11 protein-coding genes, 15 tRNA genes, 2 rRNA genes and 1 pseudogene are annotated in these 15466 nt (G+C 39.4%); 24 read left to right on the plus strand and 5 right to left on the minus strand.

Annotation, left to right across the window (positions count from 1 at the left end; all coding sequences use genetic code 11):
- The 18 genes from ACK3CR_RS05085 to dhaK all read left to right on the plus strand — a co-directional run.
- Positions 1-756 (plus strand): 23S ribosomal RNA (locus tag ACK3CR_RS05085); the annotation flags it as partial.
- A gap of 136 nt (positions 757-892) precedes the next feature.
- Positions 893-1008, plus strand: a 5S ribosomal RNA gene (gene rrf / locus ACK3CR_RS05090).
- A gap of 9 nt (positions 1009-1017) precedes the next feature.
- Positions 1018-1092 (plus strand) — tRNA-Asn (locus ACK3CR_RS05095).
- A 3-nt stretch (positions 1093-1095) separates the two neighbouring features.
- A tRNA-Ser gene (locus ACK3CR_RS05100) sits at positions 1096-1187 on the plus strand.
- A gap of 13 nt (positions 1188-1200) precedes the next feature.
- A tRNA-Glu gene (locus ACK3CR_RS05105) sits at positions 1201-1275 on the plus strand.
- 34 nt (positions 1276-1309) lie between these two features.
- Positions 1310-1385, plus strand: a tRNA-Val gene (locus tag ACK3CR_RS05110).
- Positions 1386-1399: 14 nt separating this feature from the next.
- A tRNA-Met gene (locus ACK3CR_RS05115) sits at positions 1400-1476 on the plus strand.
- Between the two features lie 3 nt (positions 1477-1479).
- A tRNA-Asp gene (locus ACK3CR_RS05120) sits at positions 1480-1555 on the plus strand.
- 26 nt (positions 1556-1581) lie between these two features.
- A tRNA-Phe gene (locus tag ACK3CR_RS05125) sits at positions 1582-1657 on the plus strand.
- 24 nt (positions 1658-1681) lie between these two features.
- Positions 1682-1766, plus strand: a tRNA-Tyr gene (locus ACK3CR_RS05130).
- A gap of 8 nt (positions 1767-1774) precedes the next feature.
- Positions 1775-1848 (plus strand) — tRNA-Trp (locus ACK3CR_RS05135).
- Between the two features lie 10 nt (positions 1849-1858).
- A tRNA-His gene (locus ACK3CR_RS05140) sits at positions 1859-1934 on the plus strand.
- 48 nt (positions 1935-1982) lie between these two features.
- Positions 1983-2057, plus strand: a tRNA-Gln gene (locus ACK3CR_RS05145).
- 4 nt (positions 2058-2061) lie between these two features.
- Positions 2062-2136 (plus strand) — tRNA-Gly (locus ACK3CR_RS05150).
- A 13-nt stretch (positions 2137-2149) separates the two neighbouring features.
- Positions 2150-2220 (plus strand) — tRNA-Cys (locus ACK3CR_RS05155).
- Positions 2221-2262: 42 nt separating this feature from the next.
- Positions 2263-2343, plus strand: a tRNA-Leu gene (locus ACK3CR_RS05160).
- 334 nt (positions 2344-2677) lie between these two features.
- Positions 2678-3427, plus strand: a complete 750-nt coding sequence (locus ACK3CR_RS05165) for a glucose 1-dehydrogenase (RefSeq protein WP_243514897.1) — start codon at positions 2678-2680, stop codon at positions 3425-3427.
- A gap of 316 nt (positions 3428-3743) precedes the next feature.
- On the plus strand, positions 3744-5492 hold the full coding sequence (dhaK, locus tag ACK3CR_RS05170) for a dihydroxyacetone kinase subunit DhaK (RefSeq protein ID WP_488975005.1): 1749 nt from the start codon (positions 3744-3746) through the stop codon (positions 5490-5492).
- 56 nt (positions 5493-5548) lie between these two features.
- On the opposite strand, the gene ACK3CR_RS05175 is transcribed toward dhaK, so the two are convergent.
- Together ACK3CR_RS05175 and ACK3CR_RS05180 are read right to left on the minus strand one after the other, a co-directional pair.
- Positions 5549-5806, minus strand: a complete 258-nt coding sequence (locus ACK3CR_RS05175; protein WP_243514892.1) for a hypothetical protein — start codon at positions 5804-5806, stop codon at positions 5549-5551.
- Positions 5807-5848: 42 nt separating this feature from the next.
- Entirely contained in the window at positions 5849-6118 is a 270-nt protein-coding gene (locus ACK3CR_RS05180; RefSeq protein ID WP_243514888.1) for a hypothetical protein, read from the minus strand.
- A 153-nt stretch (positions 6119-6271) separates the two neighbouring features.
- On the opposite strand from ACK3CR_RS05180, the gene ACK3CR_RS05185 reads away from it, so the two are divergent.
- The gene (locus ACK3CR_RS05185) at positions 6272-7252 is read left to right on the plus strand and encodes an aldose epimerase family protein (RefSeq protein ID WP_243514885.1); all 981 of its coding nucleotides are present in this window, start codon (positions 6272-6274) and stop codon (positions 7250-7252) included.
- A gap of 26 nt (positions 7253-7278) precedes the next feature.
- On the opposite strand, the gene ACK3CR_RS05190 is transcribed toward ACK3CR_RS05185, so the two are convergent.
- Positions 7279-8484 carry a NarK family nitrate/nitrite MFS transporter gene (locus ACK3CR_RS05190; RefSeq protein WP_243514882.1) on the minus strand — a complete coding sequence of 402 codons (1206 nt, stop codon included), beginning with the start codon at positions 8482-8484 and terminating at the stop codon, positions 7279-7281.
- Between the two features lie 284 nt (positions 8485-8768).
- On the opposite strand from ACK3CR_RS05190, the gene ACK3CR_RS05195 reads away from it, so the two are divergent.
- Positions 8769-10184, plus strand: coding sequence for an amidase (locus ACK3CR_RS05195; protein ID WP_488975006.1), 1416 nt, complete (start codon positions 8769-8771; stop codon positions 10182-10184).
- A gap of 23 nt (positions 10185-10207) precedes the next feature.
- On the opposite strand, the pseudogene ACK3CR_RS05200 reads toward ACK3CR_RS05195, so the two are convergent.
- Positions 10208-11817, minus strand: a pseudogene (locus ACK3CR_RS05200) (FAD-dependent monooxygenase).
- 125 nt (positions 11818-11942) lie between these two features.
- Here ACK3CR_RS05200 and ACK3CR_RS05205 point away from each other — a divergent pair.
- Positions 11943-12016, plus strand: a tRNA-Gly gene (locus ACK3CR_RS05205).
- 105 nt (positions 12017-12121) lie between these two features.
- Here ACK3CR_RS05205 and ACK3CR_RS05210 read toward each other — a convergent pair.
- Positions 12122-12787, minus strand: a complete 666-nt coding sequence (locus ACK3CR_RS05210) for a B3/B4 domain-containing protein (protein WP_268582236.1) — start codon at positions 12785-12787, stop codon at positions 12122-12124.
- 95 nt (positions 12788-12882) lie between these two features.
- Between ACK3CR_RS05210 and queG the strand changes: the two genes are divergently transcribed.
- Genes queG through trmL form a run of 3 tightly spaced genes read left to right on the plus strand, consistent with a single transcriptional unit; the run spans position 12883 to position 15450 of the window.
- Positions 12883-14016, plus strand: coding sequence for a tRNA epoxyqueuosine(34) reductase QueG (gene queG / locus ACK3CR_RS05215; protein WP_488975007.1), 1134 nt, complete (start codon positions 12883-12885; stop codon positions 14014-14016).
- 39 nt (positions 14017-14055) lie between these two features.
- The gene (locus tag ACK3CR_RS05220; protein WP_243514859.1) at positions 14056-14928 is read left to right on the plus strand and encodes an amidase domain-containing protein; all 873 of its coding nucleotides are present in this window, start codon (positions 14056-14058) and stop codon (positions 14926-14928) included.
- Positions 14929-14976: 48 nt separating this feature from the next.
- Complete coding sequence (gene trmL / locus ACK3CR_RS05225) at positions 14977-15450, plus strand: tRNA (uridine(34)/cytosine(34)/5-carboxymethylaminomethyluridine(34)-2'-O)-methyltransferase TrmL (RefSeq protein ID WP_019393994.1); 474 nt, start codon at positions 14977-14979, stop codon at positions 15448-15450.
- The last annotated feature ends 16 nt before the right edge of the window (positions 15451-15466 follow it).

The raw sequence follows: 15466 nt of genomic DNA on the forward strand, positions 1-15466 counted from the left end.
GCGCTAGCTTCGGTGGAGGCGCTGGTGGGATACTGCCCCCGCTGTATTGAAATTCTAACCCGCTGCCCTTATCGGGCAGGGAGACAGTGTCAGGTGGACAGTTTGACTGGGGCGGTCGCCTCCTAAAAGGTAACGGAGGCGCCCAAAGGTTCCCTCAGAATGGTTGGAAATCATTCGTAGAGTGTAAAGGCACAAGGGAGCTTGACTGCGAGACCTACAAGTCGAGCAGGGACGAAAGTCGGGCTTAGTGATCCGGTGGTTCCGCATGGAAGGGCCATCGCTCAACGGATAAAAGCTACCCCGGGGATAACAGGCTTATCTCCCCCAAGAGTCCACATCGACGGGGAGGTTTGGCACCTCGATGTCGGCTCATCGCATCCTGGGGCTGTAGTCGGTCCCAAGGGTTGGGCTGTTCGCCCATTAAAGCGGTACGCGAGCTGGGTTCAGAACGTCGTGAGACAGTTCGGTCCCTATCCGTCGTGGGCGTAGGAAGTTTGAGAGGAGCTGTCCTTAGTACGAGAGGACCGGGATGGACGCACCGCTGGTGTACCAGTTGTCTTGCCAAAGGCATCGCTGGGTAGCTACGTGCGGACGGGATAAGTGCTGAAAGCATCTAAGCATGAAGCCCCCCTCAAGATGAGACTTCCCATTCTTCGGAAGTAAGATCCCTGAGAGACGATCAGGTAGATAGGTTAGAGGTGGAAGCATGGCGACATGTGGAGCTGACTAATACTAATCGATCGAGGACTTAACCTAAGAATTGATCATAATCGGATATGTTTTTCCTTGCCTTGTTATTTAGTTTTGAGTGAGCAATTTTTTTAAAAAAACACTTGATTTGTTCTAAAAAATCATGTATAATACAAGATGTTGCGTTACTTAATGATACTTGTCTGGTAACCATAGCCAAGAGGTCACACCTGTTCCCATGCCGAACACAGAAGTTAAGCTCTTGAGCGCCGATGGTAGTTGGGACTTTGTCCCTGTGAGAGTAGGACGTTGCCAGGCTAACTATATTCCACAGTAGCTCAGTGGTAGAGCTATCGGCTGTTAACCGATCGGTCGTAGGTTCGAATCCTACCTGTGGAGCCATTTGGAGAGCTGTCCGAGTGGTCGAAGGAGCACGATTGGAAATCGTGTAGGCGGCTAACGTTGTCTCAAGGGTTCGAATCCCTTGCTCTCCGCCACTACTCAACTTATGGCCCGTTGGTCAAGCGGTTAAGACACCGCCCTTTCACGGCGGTAACACGGGTTCGAATCCCGTACGGGTCACCATTACTATTATATATACATAGACTACTGTTTTTGTGGAGGATTAGCTCAGCTGGGAGAGCATCTGCCTTACAAGCAGAGGGTCGGCGGTTCGAGCCCGTCATCCTCCACCATTTAAACAATATATCGCGGGGTGGAGCAGTCTGGTAGCTCGTCGGGCTCATAACCCGAAGGTCGTAGGTTCAAATCCTGCCCCCGCAACCAAAAGGTCCCGTGGTGTAGCGGTTAACATGCCTGCCTGTCACGCAGGAGATCGCGGGTTCGATTCCCGTCGGGACCGCCATTATTTTAAAATTCAAAATTGTATACGGCTCAGTAGCTCAGTTGGTAGAGCAATGGACTGAAAATCCATGTGTCGGCGGTTCGATTCCGTCCTGAGCCACCATTTATCATGTTTGACAATGAAGATGGAGGGGTAGCGAAGTGGCTAAACGCGGCAGACTGTAAATCTGCTCCCTCTGGGTTCGGCGGTTCGAATCCGTCCCCCTCCACCATTTCTTACAGGGGCATAGTTTAAAGGTAGAACAGAGGTCTCCAAAACCTCCGGTGTGGGTTCGATTCCTACTGCCCCTGCCAAATTAAAATGGCGGTTGTGGCGAAGTGGTTAACGCACCAGATTGTGGCTCTGGCACTCGTGGGTTCGATTCCCATCAATCGCCCCATTTAGTTTACATATAAAATACATATTATGCTTTCAAGCATCATATAAATGGGCTATAGCCAAGCGGTAAGGCAACGGACTTTGACTCCGTCATGCGTTGGTTCGAATCCAGCTAGCCCAGCCAATATGCGGAAGTAGTTCAGTGGTAGAACACCACCTTGCCAAGGTGGGGGTCGCGGGTTCGAATCCCGTCTTCCGCTCCATCTACTTTAAGACGGCGGCATAGCCAAGTGGTAAGGCAGAGGTCTGCAAAACCTTTATCACCGGTTCAAATCCGGTTGCCGCCTTTTTTTGTATCTGCTATTTCTAGCAGATTTGTTTTTTTATATGCCGGTGTGGCGGAATTGGCAGACGCGCACGACTCAAAATCGTGTTCCTCTGGAGTGTCGGTTCGAACCCGACCACCGGTATCAAATACTGTAGTGAGACTAAGACTTCAACGGTTATGTTGAGGTCTTTTTTTGTTTAACATGATAAAATAAGCTTGAATTGTGTACTTTGAATGGTATCAATGATAGGAAGTAGAAAATTCACATAGAAATTAGTCAGAGTAGATTTTTGCAAAAGGAAGTCTTTGAAGCATTTTTCAAAAATCCATAATTTAAATATCATACATATAAAGGAGAAGAGTGGAAATTATAAAAGTGGTTAAAAAACACTTTTGTAAATGTTTCAAATAAGGGATTTTTCTCGTATAGTGGTGGATATGAAAGACATATCAATATGTAAATGGAGTGGAGTATTATGTCCTTTAATGGAAGGATTGTTGTTGTAACAGGAGCGGCAAATGGAATTGGGAAAGAAGTATCAAAGCAATATGCAGCAAAAGGAGCAAACGTTATAATAGCTGATTTTGATGAAGAAGCAGGAAGAGAGCATGAAAAACAAATTCGTCAAGCCGGAGGCGAAGCAACGTTTATTAAGGCAGATGTAAGAAATGAAAAGGACATTATCAACTTAATGACAGAAGCTGTTCGTACATATGGCAATATTGATATTTTAATAAATAACGCTGGCGTTACGAGATGGAAATCTCCTTATGAGTTATCTATTGAAGAATGGGATGACATAATTAATACAAATTTACGAAGCGTATTTTTATGTTCTAGAGAAGCAGCAAAGGAAATGAAGAAAAATGAAATGGGTGGCTCTATTGTGAATATGGCTTCAACACGAGCGACAATGTCAGAACCACATACAGAAGGATATGCGGCAACAAAAGGGGGGATTGTAGCCTTAACGCATGCATTAGCTATTTCCTTTAGTGAGGATAAAATTACTGTTAATGCCATTTCACCAGGATGGATTGAAACAGATGATTATGAATCACTGCGCGATATTGATCATACTCAACATCCATCGCAACGAGTAGGAAAACCAAGTGATATTGCAAAAGCTTGTTTATATCTAACACACCCTGACAATGATTTCGTAACAGGGACAAACCTTGTTGTAGACGGTGGAATGACACGAAAAATGATTTATGAACATTGAAAGCAGGAGCAATTCCTGCTTTTTTGGTAAGGAAAAGTGAGGAGCCGAGAAACATTTGGTGAGGTATTCAACCTTTTAATAGATTTCCTCTTATTCATAAACCTTCTTTAACAGATTTTCTTTGATAACTTACTTGTATCTATATTTATTATCAAAATGATAAGAGACGTTAAAGTAAAACATTTATCATTTACAATAAAGCGTATTCACTCTAACATGAAAAGTAACAAAGGGAATAAAGATGGAATCTACGTATACTCATCTCAAGCATTAATTCTTGAAACTACATAAGGAATAGGATAAGGAGGAAAATGAAGTGAAGAAAATCATTAACAATCCTGAAGATGTTGTTATGGAAATGTGCAATGGAATTGTAATGGCTCATCCAGAGCTTGAGCTTCTAAAGAAATATAAAGTGATTAAGAAAAAAGAAATGAACAACAACAAAGTGACGTTAATTAGCGGTGGTGGAAGCGGTCATGAACCATCACATGCGGGACTGGTTGGAAAAGGTATGTTAGATGCAGCGGTATTTGGAGATATGTTTGCTTCTCCTTCTCAAATTCAAGTCTATCAAGGTATTAAAGCAACAGAGGGTAAAAAAGGCACACTACTAATCATTAAGAACTATAGCGGAGATATTATGAACTTTAAGAACGGAGCTCACTTAGCTTCAGAAGACGGCATTAATGTTGAATATGTTCGTGTTGATGATGATATTGCGGTAGAAGACAGTCTATATACAGTTGGTCGCCGTGGCGTAGCTGGTGTTGTGCTTGTACATAAAATTGCTGGTGCTGCAGCCGAAGAAGGGAAAGACTTGTTAGAAGTGAAGGCCATTGCGGAAAAGGCAGTGAAAAATGTGCGTAGTATAGGAGTTGCTCTTACATCTTGTACATTACCTGCAAGTGGTTCTCCAACGTTTGAGATTGATGAGGATGAAATGGAGTATGGTGTAGGGATTCATGGAGAGCCAGGTATTAAACGAGAAAAAATTACAAGTGCTGATGAATTAGCAGAACGTATGGTGCGTGATTTACTAAAAGATTTAAACGTAGAAGGTGAAGAGATAGCAGTATTAGTAAATGGATTCGGTGGAACGCCATTGCAGGAGCTTTATCTTTTTAACAATGCAGTAGCAAGAGAGTTCTCTAATCGAAATATAAAAGTTAACCGAACTTTTGTTGGAAATTACATGACAAGCATTGATATGGCTGGTGTGTCGCTATCTATTATGAAATTAGACGATGAATTAAAAACATTGCTTTCTAATAAATCAGATGCACCAGCCTTTAAAGTAGATGGACCTGTTCAGCAAGTAGAGTATGCGAGTGTTAAGGAAGAAGAAACAGAGGGACCAGTCCATTTTGAAGTAGAGACAGAAGAAGAGTATCGTGTTGTGAAAGAAGATGTAATTTCGTTAGGAAATATGATTTATCTTGTTGATAAAATGAGTGAAGTAATTATTAAAAACGAGTTAGCTTTTTGTAAGTTAGATTCTCATGCAGGTGACGGTGATTTTGGGACAAGTGTTGCTAAAGGGTTTAGACAGTTAAAGCTTGAGTGGAAAACAATTATCAACGAAGAGTCATTAAACATAGGTAGTTTTTTAGATAGCAGTTCAATGGTTATTATGGAACATTGTGGAGGAGCTTCTGGTCCAATCTGGGGTGGTGCTTTTAGAGCGGCAGGTAAGGCTGCAGGAGAGAAACGTGAATTAACAGTGCAAGAGTTTTCTAACATGCTTCAAGCTGTTGTAGAGGGAATACAAGACATTGGAGAGCGTTCATTTGGTAGAGGAGCAGAAGTTGGCGATAAAACGCTCATAGATGCGCTTATACCATGTGCCGATGCTTGGAAAGAGTGTGCAGAGCATGGTGAGGATATGAAGACAGCCTTCCATAAAGGAGCAGAAGCGGCTGTAAACGGAGCTGAGAAGACAAAAGAAATCGTGGCTCGAATGGGACGGGCTGGTACTGTTGGCGAAAGAAGCTTAGGTCATCCTGATGCAGGAGCACATGCTTTAGGCATTATTTTTACAGAACTTGCGGAGGCACTAAAATAAATGAATAAAAATCAAGAGACGGAAGAGCATAGCTCTTCCGTCTCTTGATTTTATTCTTAATCTTCCAAAACTAAAACATCTAGCTGCTGTGCTGCTTTACAATCATATAGAGAGATAAGATCGATAAGAAGATAAGCATCATGTTCTCTGATTGCTTCTGCAACAGCCCCTAGGTCATCAAGTAGGTATAAGGTATTCTCTTTACAGCATAGCTCTTCCATATATTTGAAAAGAAGCGTATTTTCTTTGAGTGGATGTATATTAAAGCCTTTTGCTAATACTTCAACGGCGCTTTTTACAAAATTGTTCCCCAACGATTTGACCCCTTTATAAGATGATAAATGATGGTTATTCTTTTAAAAGTTTTCTTTCATTAATACTTTTTCTAATTGAAGTTGAAAAAGTTCTGTTTGGAGAGGATCTTTTAATACTTCTTCAATATTCGTTCTTTCAATAAAATTTTTCACTTCTGTATTCTTTTGAAATAGTGTTCCATATCTGTTCACTATTTCTTGAAACCATTTCTCTTTTTGTAGCCTTTTAAATTTAGTATTAATAAGCTTACTTCTGCGTGACGGGACAGAGGTTAAGACTCCTTCAAGAATACTAAACAATAGGTTAGCCATTGTTGTTCCTCCTTTTGTTTCCTCAATATCTGTACTAATAAGACGGAGATGGTAATTGGAAGTTTCACTACAATTAGGAAAAGATACGGTTTTTATTTTATAAGATGCGTCGTTTTAACTTAAACTAGAGGTTATAAAAGAAAGGGGTTTATAATGAAAGAGAACATTCGAGAATATACGTTAAAAAATGAGAAGCTAACGGTTAAGTTTATGAACTATGGTGCTTATATTACGCACATATTATTGGAAAACGGTCAAAATGTTGTGATGAACTACGCTGATATTGATAGTTATTTTGATGATAAGCACTGTTTGAATTGCTTTGTTGGTCCTATTATTGGACGAATTGCAAATGCTGAATTTACGCTCGAAGGAAAAGAATATAAGCTTGAAAAAAATGATGGAGAACATAATTTGCATAGCGGATCTGCTAACTTAGCGACGAAGTTTTGGGATGTAGATATAAGCGAAGAAAACACTCTTGCTGTTCTTACATATCGAATAAAAGACGGAGAAGGTGGATTTCCTGGTAATGTTAACGTTTCTGTCACTTATAAATTAGAAGGAGAGACGCTAGTTGTTAAAACAGAAGCAGAAACAGACAAACCCACTCTTTTTGCGCCATCCCTTCATTTTCATTTCAATCTTGAACATTTTGAAGAAGGCATTGAGAATCACCTGCTGAAAATTTCTTCGCAAAAGTTTACACAATTAACAGAGGAAGTTATACCAACAGGAACATTACTCAATGTAGAAGATACACCATTTGATTTTCGGGAGGATGTTAAGATAGGAAGCTTCATCACGAAAGATGACCCCCAGCTTCATATTGAAGGCGGATATGATCATGGATTTTTACTCCAAGACAAAGAAGTTGTGCTGAAAAATAAAAATAAGACAGTTGAACTTTATGCAACAACAACTGAGCCAGCTGTTGTAATTTATACAAACAATGGATTAACCGAAAAAGAGAAAATCAATGAAGGAAGGGCTGGCTTTAAACATGGGGCTATTTGCATTGAACTGCAGAAGTTACCTGATGCGATTCATCATGAGAATTTCCCTAGTGCTGTTCTTTATCCCGAAAAGCCATTTCAAGAGGAAAGCCGTTATACATTTCGACTAAAACAGTAAAAAGAAGCACTTTAAAGTGCTTCTTTTTAAATTTTAACGGATTCATTTTGAGCATTCCACGTTCTTTTCCATGTTTGCTGGGCAACAACAAGAACGGTTAAAGCAACGAGAATAATGGCCGAAAAGGCGATAAAACCTGTTGCATACGTATTTGTTGTGCTTTTTAAAGTACCGAGTAAGTTTGGAACAAAAAAACCTCCAATTCCGCCCGCAGCACCAACAATTCCGGTAATCATACCAATTTGCTTTTGAAAACGTTGTGGAACGAGTTGGAATACAGCGCCATTTCCCATGCCAAGACAGGCCATAGCAACGAATAAAATGGCAATCGCAAGCCCAAGCCCTGGAAGTTGTGCAACTCCAAACATACAAAGAGCAGCTCCAATATATAAACACATAAGAATACGAGCTCCACCAAATTTATCAGAAAGAAAACCACCGATTGGGCGAACGAAGCTTCCTGCGGCAACGCAAAGTGTGAGAAAGTCTCCTGCTGCAACTTTACTTAACCCATACTGATCAACGAAGAAAATGCTTAAGAAGCTTGTAAGGCCCACAAATCCACCAAATGTTACGCTATAGAGAAGACAGAAAAACCATGTATCTCGATATTTAAAAACTTTAAGATATTCTTTTAAAGGTTGTGGAGCAGGCTGTGAAGGAGCGTCTTTTGCTGTAAAGATAAAGATTAAGAATACAAGTAAAAGAGGGATAATAGCCATTCCCATTACACCGTGCCATCCATATATTTCAGCAAGGCGAGGGCCAAACAATGTAGCTAGAAGGGTTCCGCTATTTCCTGCTCCTGCAATCCCCATTGCAAGTCCTTGAAGATGTGGTGGATACCAACGACTTGCCATTGGTAAAGCAACAGAGAAGCTTGCACCTGCAACACCAAGCAAAATCCCGATTATGTACAGCTCTCCCATTGTATTTCCAAACTGCCATCCAAGCACAAGCGGAACTAGTGTTGCACACATGCCGATAATTGCTGTTTTCCTTGGGCCAATTCGGTCTGTTAACATTCCTAAAAGAATACGGAAAATAGATCCTCCCAAAATAGGAATAGCGACAATTAAGCCTTTTTCACTTGGAGAAAGTCCAAAATCATTTGTAATATAAACGCCTAATGCACCGAGCATTACCCAAATCATAAAACTAACGTCAAAGTATAAAAAAGCTGAAAATAATGATGGAGCATGACCACTTGTTCTCAATTGAGATAATTTCATTATTGTTCCTCCTTCTAGTGATAAGTTTTAGATGACCTTCAAACTTAATAAAGATGTACGAAAAGGATATCTTTTTTTATTTATACTATCTGTGAAAAAATTAATAAATTGATATGTAAGGAAATGTAACGTGAAATAGGCGTTTTTTCGTAGTGACTAGAAATATCGCTAGTTAATTTAACTAATGAGGAGAAGATTTTTTGGATAAGAAGTACAGTTGGTTGACTCGGTATTTAAAAATTTCGTACACTGACGAGTAGATAAGAAAAAGAAGGTGTTGGGCTATGTTAGAACAATTTGGCGTTTCTGAGCTTGTGTCACAAATGAAAGCGAAAAAACTTTCTCCAGTTGAAGTAACAGATTACTTTTTAAAACGAATTGAAGATTATAACGATAAAATTAATGCATTTGTAACACTAAATGAAAATGTAAGAGAAGAAGCAAAGAAAGCGGAAGAAAGATTAATGAAAGAAGAAAATGTAGGGGATTTTTACGGCATTCCAATTGCTATAAAAGATTTAACTTTAACAAATGGAATTCGTACAACGTTTGGTTCACCTGCTTTTCAAAACCATATTCCAGATCGAGATGCTGTAATTGTTGAACGATTGAAAAGGGCCGGAGCTATTGTGATTGGAAAAACAAACACGCCTGAGTTCGGTCATATTGGCACAACAGACAACCTATTATTTGGAGCAACCAAAAATCCATGGGACGTTTCTAAAACATCAGGAGGATCGAGCGGTGGCTCCGCTGCAGCTGTTGGAGCTGGGCTTGTACCAATTGCAGAAGGAAATGACGGGGGAGGATCTATTCGTATTCCAGCCAGCTTTTGCGGAGTATACGGATTCAAGCCTACATACGGAGCTATTCCAAATACAAACAGCACAGCAAATGCTTTTGGTTCAACAGCGCCATTTGCCAATCATGGTGTTTTGAGTCATTCACCATTGGATGCTGCCTTGTTTTTAGAAAATACACAAGGACCTTCCACAAGAGACCCTTTTTCGTTGCCTGTGTATAATAAAGAAATAAGTCAAAAACTTAAAGGGAATTTAAAAGGAGTTAGAATTGCTTATACCGAAAACTTTGGTCTTTATGAAGTGGACAAGGAAGTTGCTCATATTGTTGAAAATACGTTGTCAAAGTGGGAAGAGCTTGGTTGTACAGTTGAGAAAATTGATATGGATTTCGGCATGAACCTTGAGGAGTTTAGCATCTTTTTCACAAGTATGTGGTATTCATCAGCAGCTGCTGGAAGCGGGCCTCTTTTAAATGAAAATCCAGAGTGGGTGTCAGATTCCTATAAAGCGATGATTGAGGAAGGCACAAAATTAAATGCTGTGCAATATAAAAATCTTGATCCAATCCGGACCTCTATTTGGAACAAAATGCAAGACTTTTTTGGCTCGTATGATTTAATTTTATCTCCAACGCTTGCTGTTCCAGCTTTTGATTACAGATTGCTTGGCCCTGATAAAATTAACGGTAAGAAAATCAGTTCTGTTTCAGACTGGTTGTTAACGCATTTATATAATACAACAGGATTTCCAGCAGCATCACTTCCTATTGGTTTTTCCGCCTCAGGGTTACCAATTGGTCTTCAAATTGCCGGAAACCGATTTCAAGATGAGTTAGTGCTGCGTGCTTCTTATGCTTATGATGAGGAATATAGTAAACAAAAGCGATTTCCGTTTTAATTAAAAAAGGTTAGGAGAAAATCCTAACCTTTTTTAGATAAGAGCCAATAGCTCAATTTATGAATAACTTCTTGTATATTTAGCTCTTTTTGATGAAAGGCAACATATCCATCAGGGCGAAGAAGGAGGACGTCCTTATGACTCATATGGATGTTCTTTCGTAATGTTTGATCATGATCAACTAAACAGGGGAGTGAACATAATTCAGGTGCTTTTCCTAAAACAACAAAAGGATTTATTGCTTTAGGGTAATGCACGTTAAGTACTTTATGAAAGCGGTCAATAAGAACTTTATCACTTTCTTGTAAACTATCTAAGTAGAAGAGACTGATAAATGTTTGTGTTCTTAAAAGTTCGTACAGGCGCCACTCCCCTTCATGATTGTAAAAAGTGAAATCTTGTATTCTTTCTCCACTTTTTAAGCCTGTTGTCTGTAAGTATTGGCTTTGCATCTTTTTAGAGAGATGGGATTTTTTATAATGAAAACCAATGTTGCTTAGCCTTTCTAAAATTTTTGTAGCAATAAAGTCTTTCTCTATCAACTTAGGAGCAAGTGTATTTCTTAAAGATGAAAAAAACTTATTCTGGCTTGTAACGCTTTTTATGAGAAATGATGTAGATTGCAGAACGCTTTTGCCAATGGGCCTTCTTTCTTCATCATAGCTTCGCAGAAGAGATGGAGGGGAAAAGCCTCTTAATACGAAAGATAGCTTCCAAGATATATTCATAGCATCCTGAAGTCCAATGTTCATTCCTCGTCCACCTGCAGGGTTATGGATGTGAACAGCATCTCCTACAAAAAAGACATGGTCCTGTTGATAGGAAGGAACTTGCTTATGAGAGGTTCCAAAACGACTGAGCCAAACTGGATTGTGTAATGATAAAGGGGTAGAAATGAGACGATTTACGCTTTCCTTTAGCTCATCAAGTGAAAGCTCTCTTGTATGTGATTCGTTTTGCTTTAAGAAATCAGCAACAATCACTCTTGTTACATTTCTAGAGATAGGAACAATAAAAGCGATTCCTCGCTCATTCACATAAAGGTTTGCTCGTTTCTCTTCTTTCATTCCTTCTAATGTTACATCACCTAAAAAAAACGTAATTCCCTCGTTTTCTCCGCGGAAAGGAACGCCGAGAAAACGCCTTACTGAGCTGTGGGCTCCATCACAGGCAAGGACGTATCGGGCTTTCACAGATGTAGCTTCAGAGCCCTGCAGTAAACATGACACGTAATTGTAGTGTTGTTTTATGGAAATCAATTCTGTTCCTCTCGCTACCTTATAAGGAAGCTCACGTTCTAAAATTTTTTCTGTTTCAGCTTGTGGAAGAACAAAGATGTAGGGAAAAGCCGACTTTAAAGAAGAAAAGTGCACAGTAAAAGGCTCTTTGTTTCCTAAATGAATATGAGCTCCGGTTGCTTTGCATCCTTTTTCGAGAAAGGGGTCTACAATACCTAATAAATCAAATGTTTCCATCGTTCTTGCATGAATGGCAAGTGCTTTTGAAAGAGGAGAGGGTGTTTGTTTTTTTCGATGATTATTACATTTATGTTTTGCTTTGTAAGAGCGTGTGCTGCAAGAAGACCTGTTGGACCACTTCCGACAATTAAAACATCTACTTCTTTTTCCATCATTCAACCTCACTTCAAATGTCATTTGTAAAGTTTTTTAAAAAAATCTGTAAAAAACTCTTGCAATCTTAACAAAAAGTTAATATAATATTAATTGTCAGGTAGTTAAGAAACAAAATAAAGGACATGCGGGTGTAGTTTAGTGGTAAAACCTCAGCCTTCCAAGCTGATGTCGTGAGTTCGATTCTCATCACCCGCTCCAATAATACATAACCTAACCATCAATTACGTGTGCAACGCAGTGTTTCGTTTGATAATCAACGAAGCATTGCGTTTTTTATTATTTTTAAAAGAAAAGCGCTGGTTTTTAAGCGATAACCAGCGCTTTTCCTTCTCCACCGTGGATTTGATTAAACATTTGCTGAAGAGAAGAAAGTAATCGTTCTGCATTATCAAGGTCTGTTGAAGGTTTTAGATAGACGATTTGTAGAGCATTTTTTGTTGTTTCCGTAACTTTTGTTCGTACAGAATCAACATAAGGACTGCCAAAAGCACCTTGGTTATCAAGCGAAACAATACTGTTTGAAAACGTCACATTCCGTCCATTCAGCCCTTCGTAATGAGCATTTTCATCGCCAATTGTAATAAGAATATCGCCTTCTAAGGCATCGAGATCATAGAGACCTATTGGTACTTGATATTCTAAGGAGAAGAAATTATTTAAGTCTACTCCAGAATGGACAGGCTGTAGGTATGTATGTTTTTTGATACGTCTGTACAATGCCTCGATTGAAGGACGGTAGCGGCTCGGATCAGTTCCAACCGTTTTAAACACTTGGCGCCATTCTTTAATTCCATCGAAGTCTGTGACATTTTTATCTTGTAAATCAAAATGAATTGATTCTTGGAATAACTGAAGTCTTCCACGCAGCATTTGGGGTGACTCCCCAATTTCGATGTTGTTGTATTGGATAACACCTACTTTAAAACCAGGAACTTTCTCAATAAGTGTATTAGAAAGTTTGATTTCCATTGGATTCCATCTCCTTTTTCAGTTCATTTCCTTTAGTATAAAGGGTAGAAAAGAAAACTACCAAAATTAAGTCTTAAACAGAAAGGAGGATTGGGATGGATATTAATCAATTTAAAGAAGAAGTTATTGCTTATAGTAAAGAAATTGGTATCGATAAAATCGGCTTTGCGAATGCTTCGACATTTCAAACGTTAAAGAACCGGCTTGAACGTCACAGAGAGCTTGGCTATGAATCTGGATTTGAAGAGAAGGATTTAGAAAAAAGAACAAATCCAGACCTTTTATTAGAAGAAGCAAAGTCTATTATTGCAATTGCCATTGCTTATCCATCGAAAATGAAAGACGCTCCGCGCGGAACGAAGGAAGATCGTCGCGGTATTTTTTGTCGTGCTTCATGGGGGCATGATTATCATAATGTACTTCGCGATCGTCTTAATAAATTAGAAGCGTTTATTACAGAAAAAGTACCGACTGCACGGTTGAAATCAATGGTTGATACAGGAGAGCTTTCAGATCGCGCTGTTGCTGAGAGAGCGGGGATTGGCTGGAGCGGAAAGAACTGCGCTATTATTACCCCTGAATTTGGTTCCTATGTTTATCTTGGAGAGATGATTACAACTCTTCCATTTGAAACAGATCAGCCTGTTGAAGATGGCTGTGGCACGTGTAATAAATGTATTGATGTTTGTCCAACAGGTGCTCTTGTGCAAGGTGGACAGTTGAATTCAAATCGCTGTATTGCGTTCCTTACCCAAACAAAAGGATTTTTACCAGATGAATTTCGGACGAAAATTGGCAATCGCTTGTATGGGTGTGATACATGCCAGACGGTTTGTCCTGAAAATAAGGGAAAAGATTTTCATCTTCATGCTGAATTAGAACCAGATCCTGAAATTGCTAAACCAAAGTTAAAACCACTTCTTCAAATGAGCAATCGCGAATTTAAAGAGAAATATGGGCATGTTTCAGGTTCATGGAGAGGAAAGAAACCAATCCAACGTAATGCCATTATTGCACTTGCTCATTTTAAAGACGAAACAGCAGTCCCAGAGTTAATAAAGCTTTTAAAGGCAGATGTGCGTCCTGTTATTAGAGGAACGGCAGCATGGGCATTAGGGAAAATCGGAACGAATGAAGCAGTAAGTGAATTAGAAAAGGCTCTTTTAAAAGAAAAAGAGGAAGAAGTTATTGAAGAAATTAAGAAAGGGTTACGCCTTGTAAATAGTTAGCCTTTTTCCATCATAAGCTTTTAAGGGGTGATAAAGCTTATGAAAACCAAACGATATATTCTTCAGCTCTTAACAGAAGCAAGGGCGGCAAGTTATGCAAATGGAGAGATACGTAATGATTTCTGGACCCTTATTGAAGACCAATGTGAACGGAAGAAGGCTTCCCTAGAAAAAAGGGGAGCAATGATTGTTAAGTGTCAGGCAAAAGGGGCAGTTTCTTCTTATCGAGAAGAAGGAGAAGAAACGTTTGTCGAATACAAGGTTCATTTGAAGTCTTTTATTAAGCAAGGCGACTTTTTTTACATGGAAGAAAATGTGGAAAAACGCAGTGCTCAGTTTTTTAAAGATACGCTTGTAAAAGATGAAGAGCATAATCCATTTATTAAAGAAACGAAAAGCAAAGCAGACTTGAAGTTTGAAGAAGTTGATACCCGCGGAACATATAATCGTTTGCAGGCTATTCAATATGCTGAGCTTTGGTGGCAGGAGCGAAATCCGAAGTATCATACATTTGAAGTAAACTGCACAAACTATATTTCGCAATGCCTTCACGAAGGTGGAATCTCGATGAGAGGGTATCCAAACCGTTCTAAAGGCTGGTGGATGCAAAATGATTCATGGAGCTACAGCTGGTCTGTTGCTAATGCCTTTCATCGCTTGCTGAAAAGTGGAGGACTTGGCGCGAAAGAAGTAGGAAGTGCCGAACAACTTATTCCAGGTGACGTTATTTGCTATGATTTTGAAGGCGATCGGAAGTGGAATCATACAACAATTGTTGTAAACCGGGATTTAAATGGTATGCCACTTGTGAATGCTAACACGTATGACAGCAGAATGCGTTATTGGGATTATACAGACTCAACGGCTTATACGCCAAATATTAAATACGCTTTTTTTCATATTAATTCATAACCTTTAGTGGTATAATGATGGATAGATTTTTTTGTAGAGGTGACAATTGTGGGATTAAACGTTGTTTTATATCAACCAGAAATTCCGGCTAACACTGGAAACATTGCTCGTACATGCGCAGCAACAGATACAACATTACACTTAATTCGTCCATTAGGATTTTCAACAGACGATAAAATGCTAAAAAGAGCAGGACTTGATTATTGGCAGCATGTAAAAGTTGTTTATTATGATTCACTTGACGAACTATTTGAGAAAAATAAAGACGGCGATTTTTATTTTATTACAAAGTTCGGTGACCAAAACTATATGAAGTACGGGTTTGATCAACCTGACAAAGACTATTTCTTTGTATTTGGTCGTGAAACAAATGGTCTGCCAGACTATATTCAAGAAAAATATGCTGACAAATGCTTACGCTTGCCAATGAATGATAAAGTTCGAGCATTGAACTTATCAAATACGGCAGCTATTCTTGTGTATGAAGCGCTTCGTCAACAAAATTTTGCTCATTTAAAATAAAAATAACCCTAGCCTC

Source organism: Priestia sp. TRM10 (assembly GCF_057808375.1).

Coding starts and splice junctions, on each gene's coding strand:
- ACK3CR_RS05195 (WP_488975006.1), top strand. CDS start 8,769: ATGTTAGAACAATTTGGCGTTTCTGAGCTTGTGTCACAAATGAAAGCG.
- ACK3CR_RS05210 (WP_268582236.1), bottom strand. CDS start 12,787: ATGGAAATCAAACTTTCTAATACACTTATTGAGAAAGTTCCTGGTTTT.
- ACK3CR_RS05220 (WP_243514859.1), top strand. CDS start 14,056: ATGAAAACCAAACGATATATTCTTCAGCTCTTAACAGAAGCAAGGGCG.
- ACK3CR_RS05165 (WP_243514897.1), top strand. CDS start 2,678: ATGTCCTTTAATGGAAGGATTGTTGTTGTAACAGGAGCGGCAAATGGA.
- ACK3CR_RS05180 (WP_243514888.1), bottom strand. CDS start 6,118: ATGGCTAACCTATTGTTTAGTATTCTTGAAGGAGTCTTAACCTCTGTC.
- ACK3CR_RS05190 (WP_243514882.1), bottom strand. CDS start 8,484: ATGAAATTATCTCAATTGAGAACAAGTGGTCATGCTCCATCATTATTT.
- ACK3CR_RS05185 (WP_243514885.1), top strand. CDS start 6,272: ATGAAAGAGAACATTCGAGAATATACGTTAAAAAATGAGAAGCTAACG.
- queG (WP_488975007.1), top strand. CDS start 12,883: ATGGATATTAATCAATTTAAAGAAGAAGTTATTGCTTATAGTAAAGAA.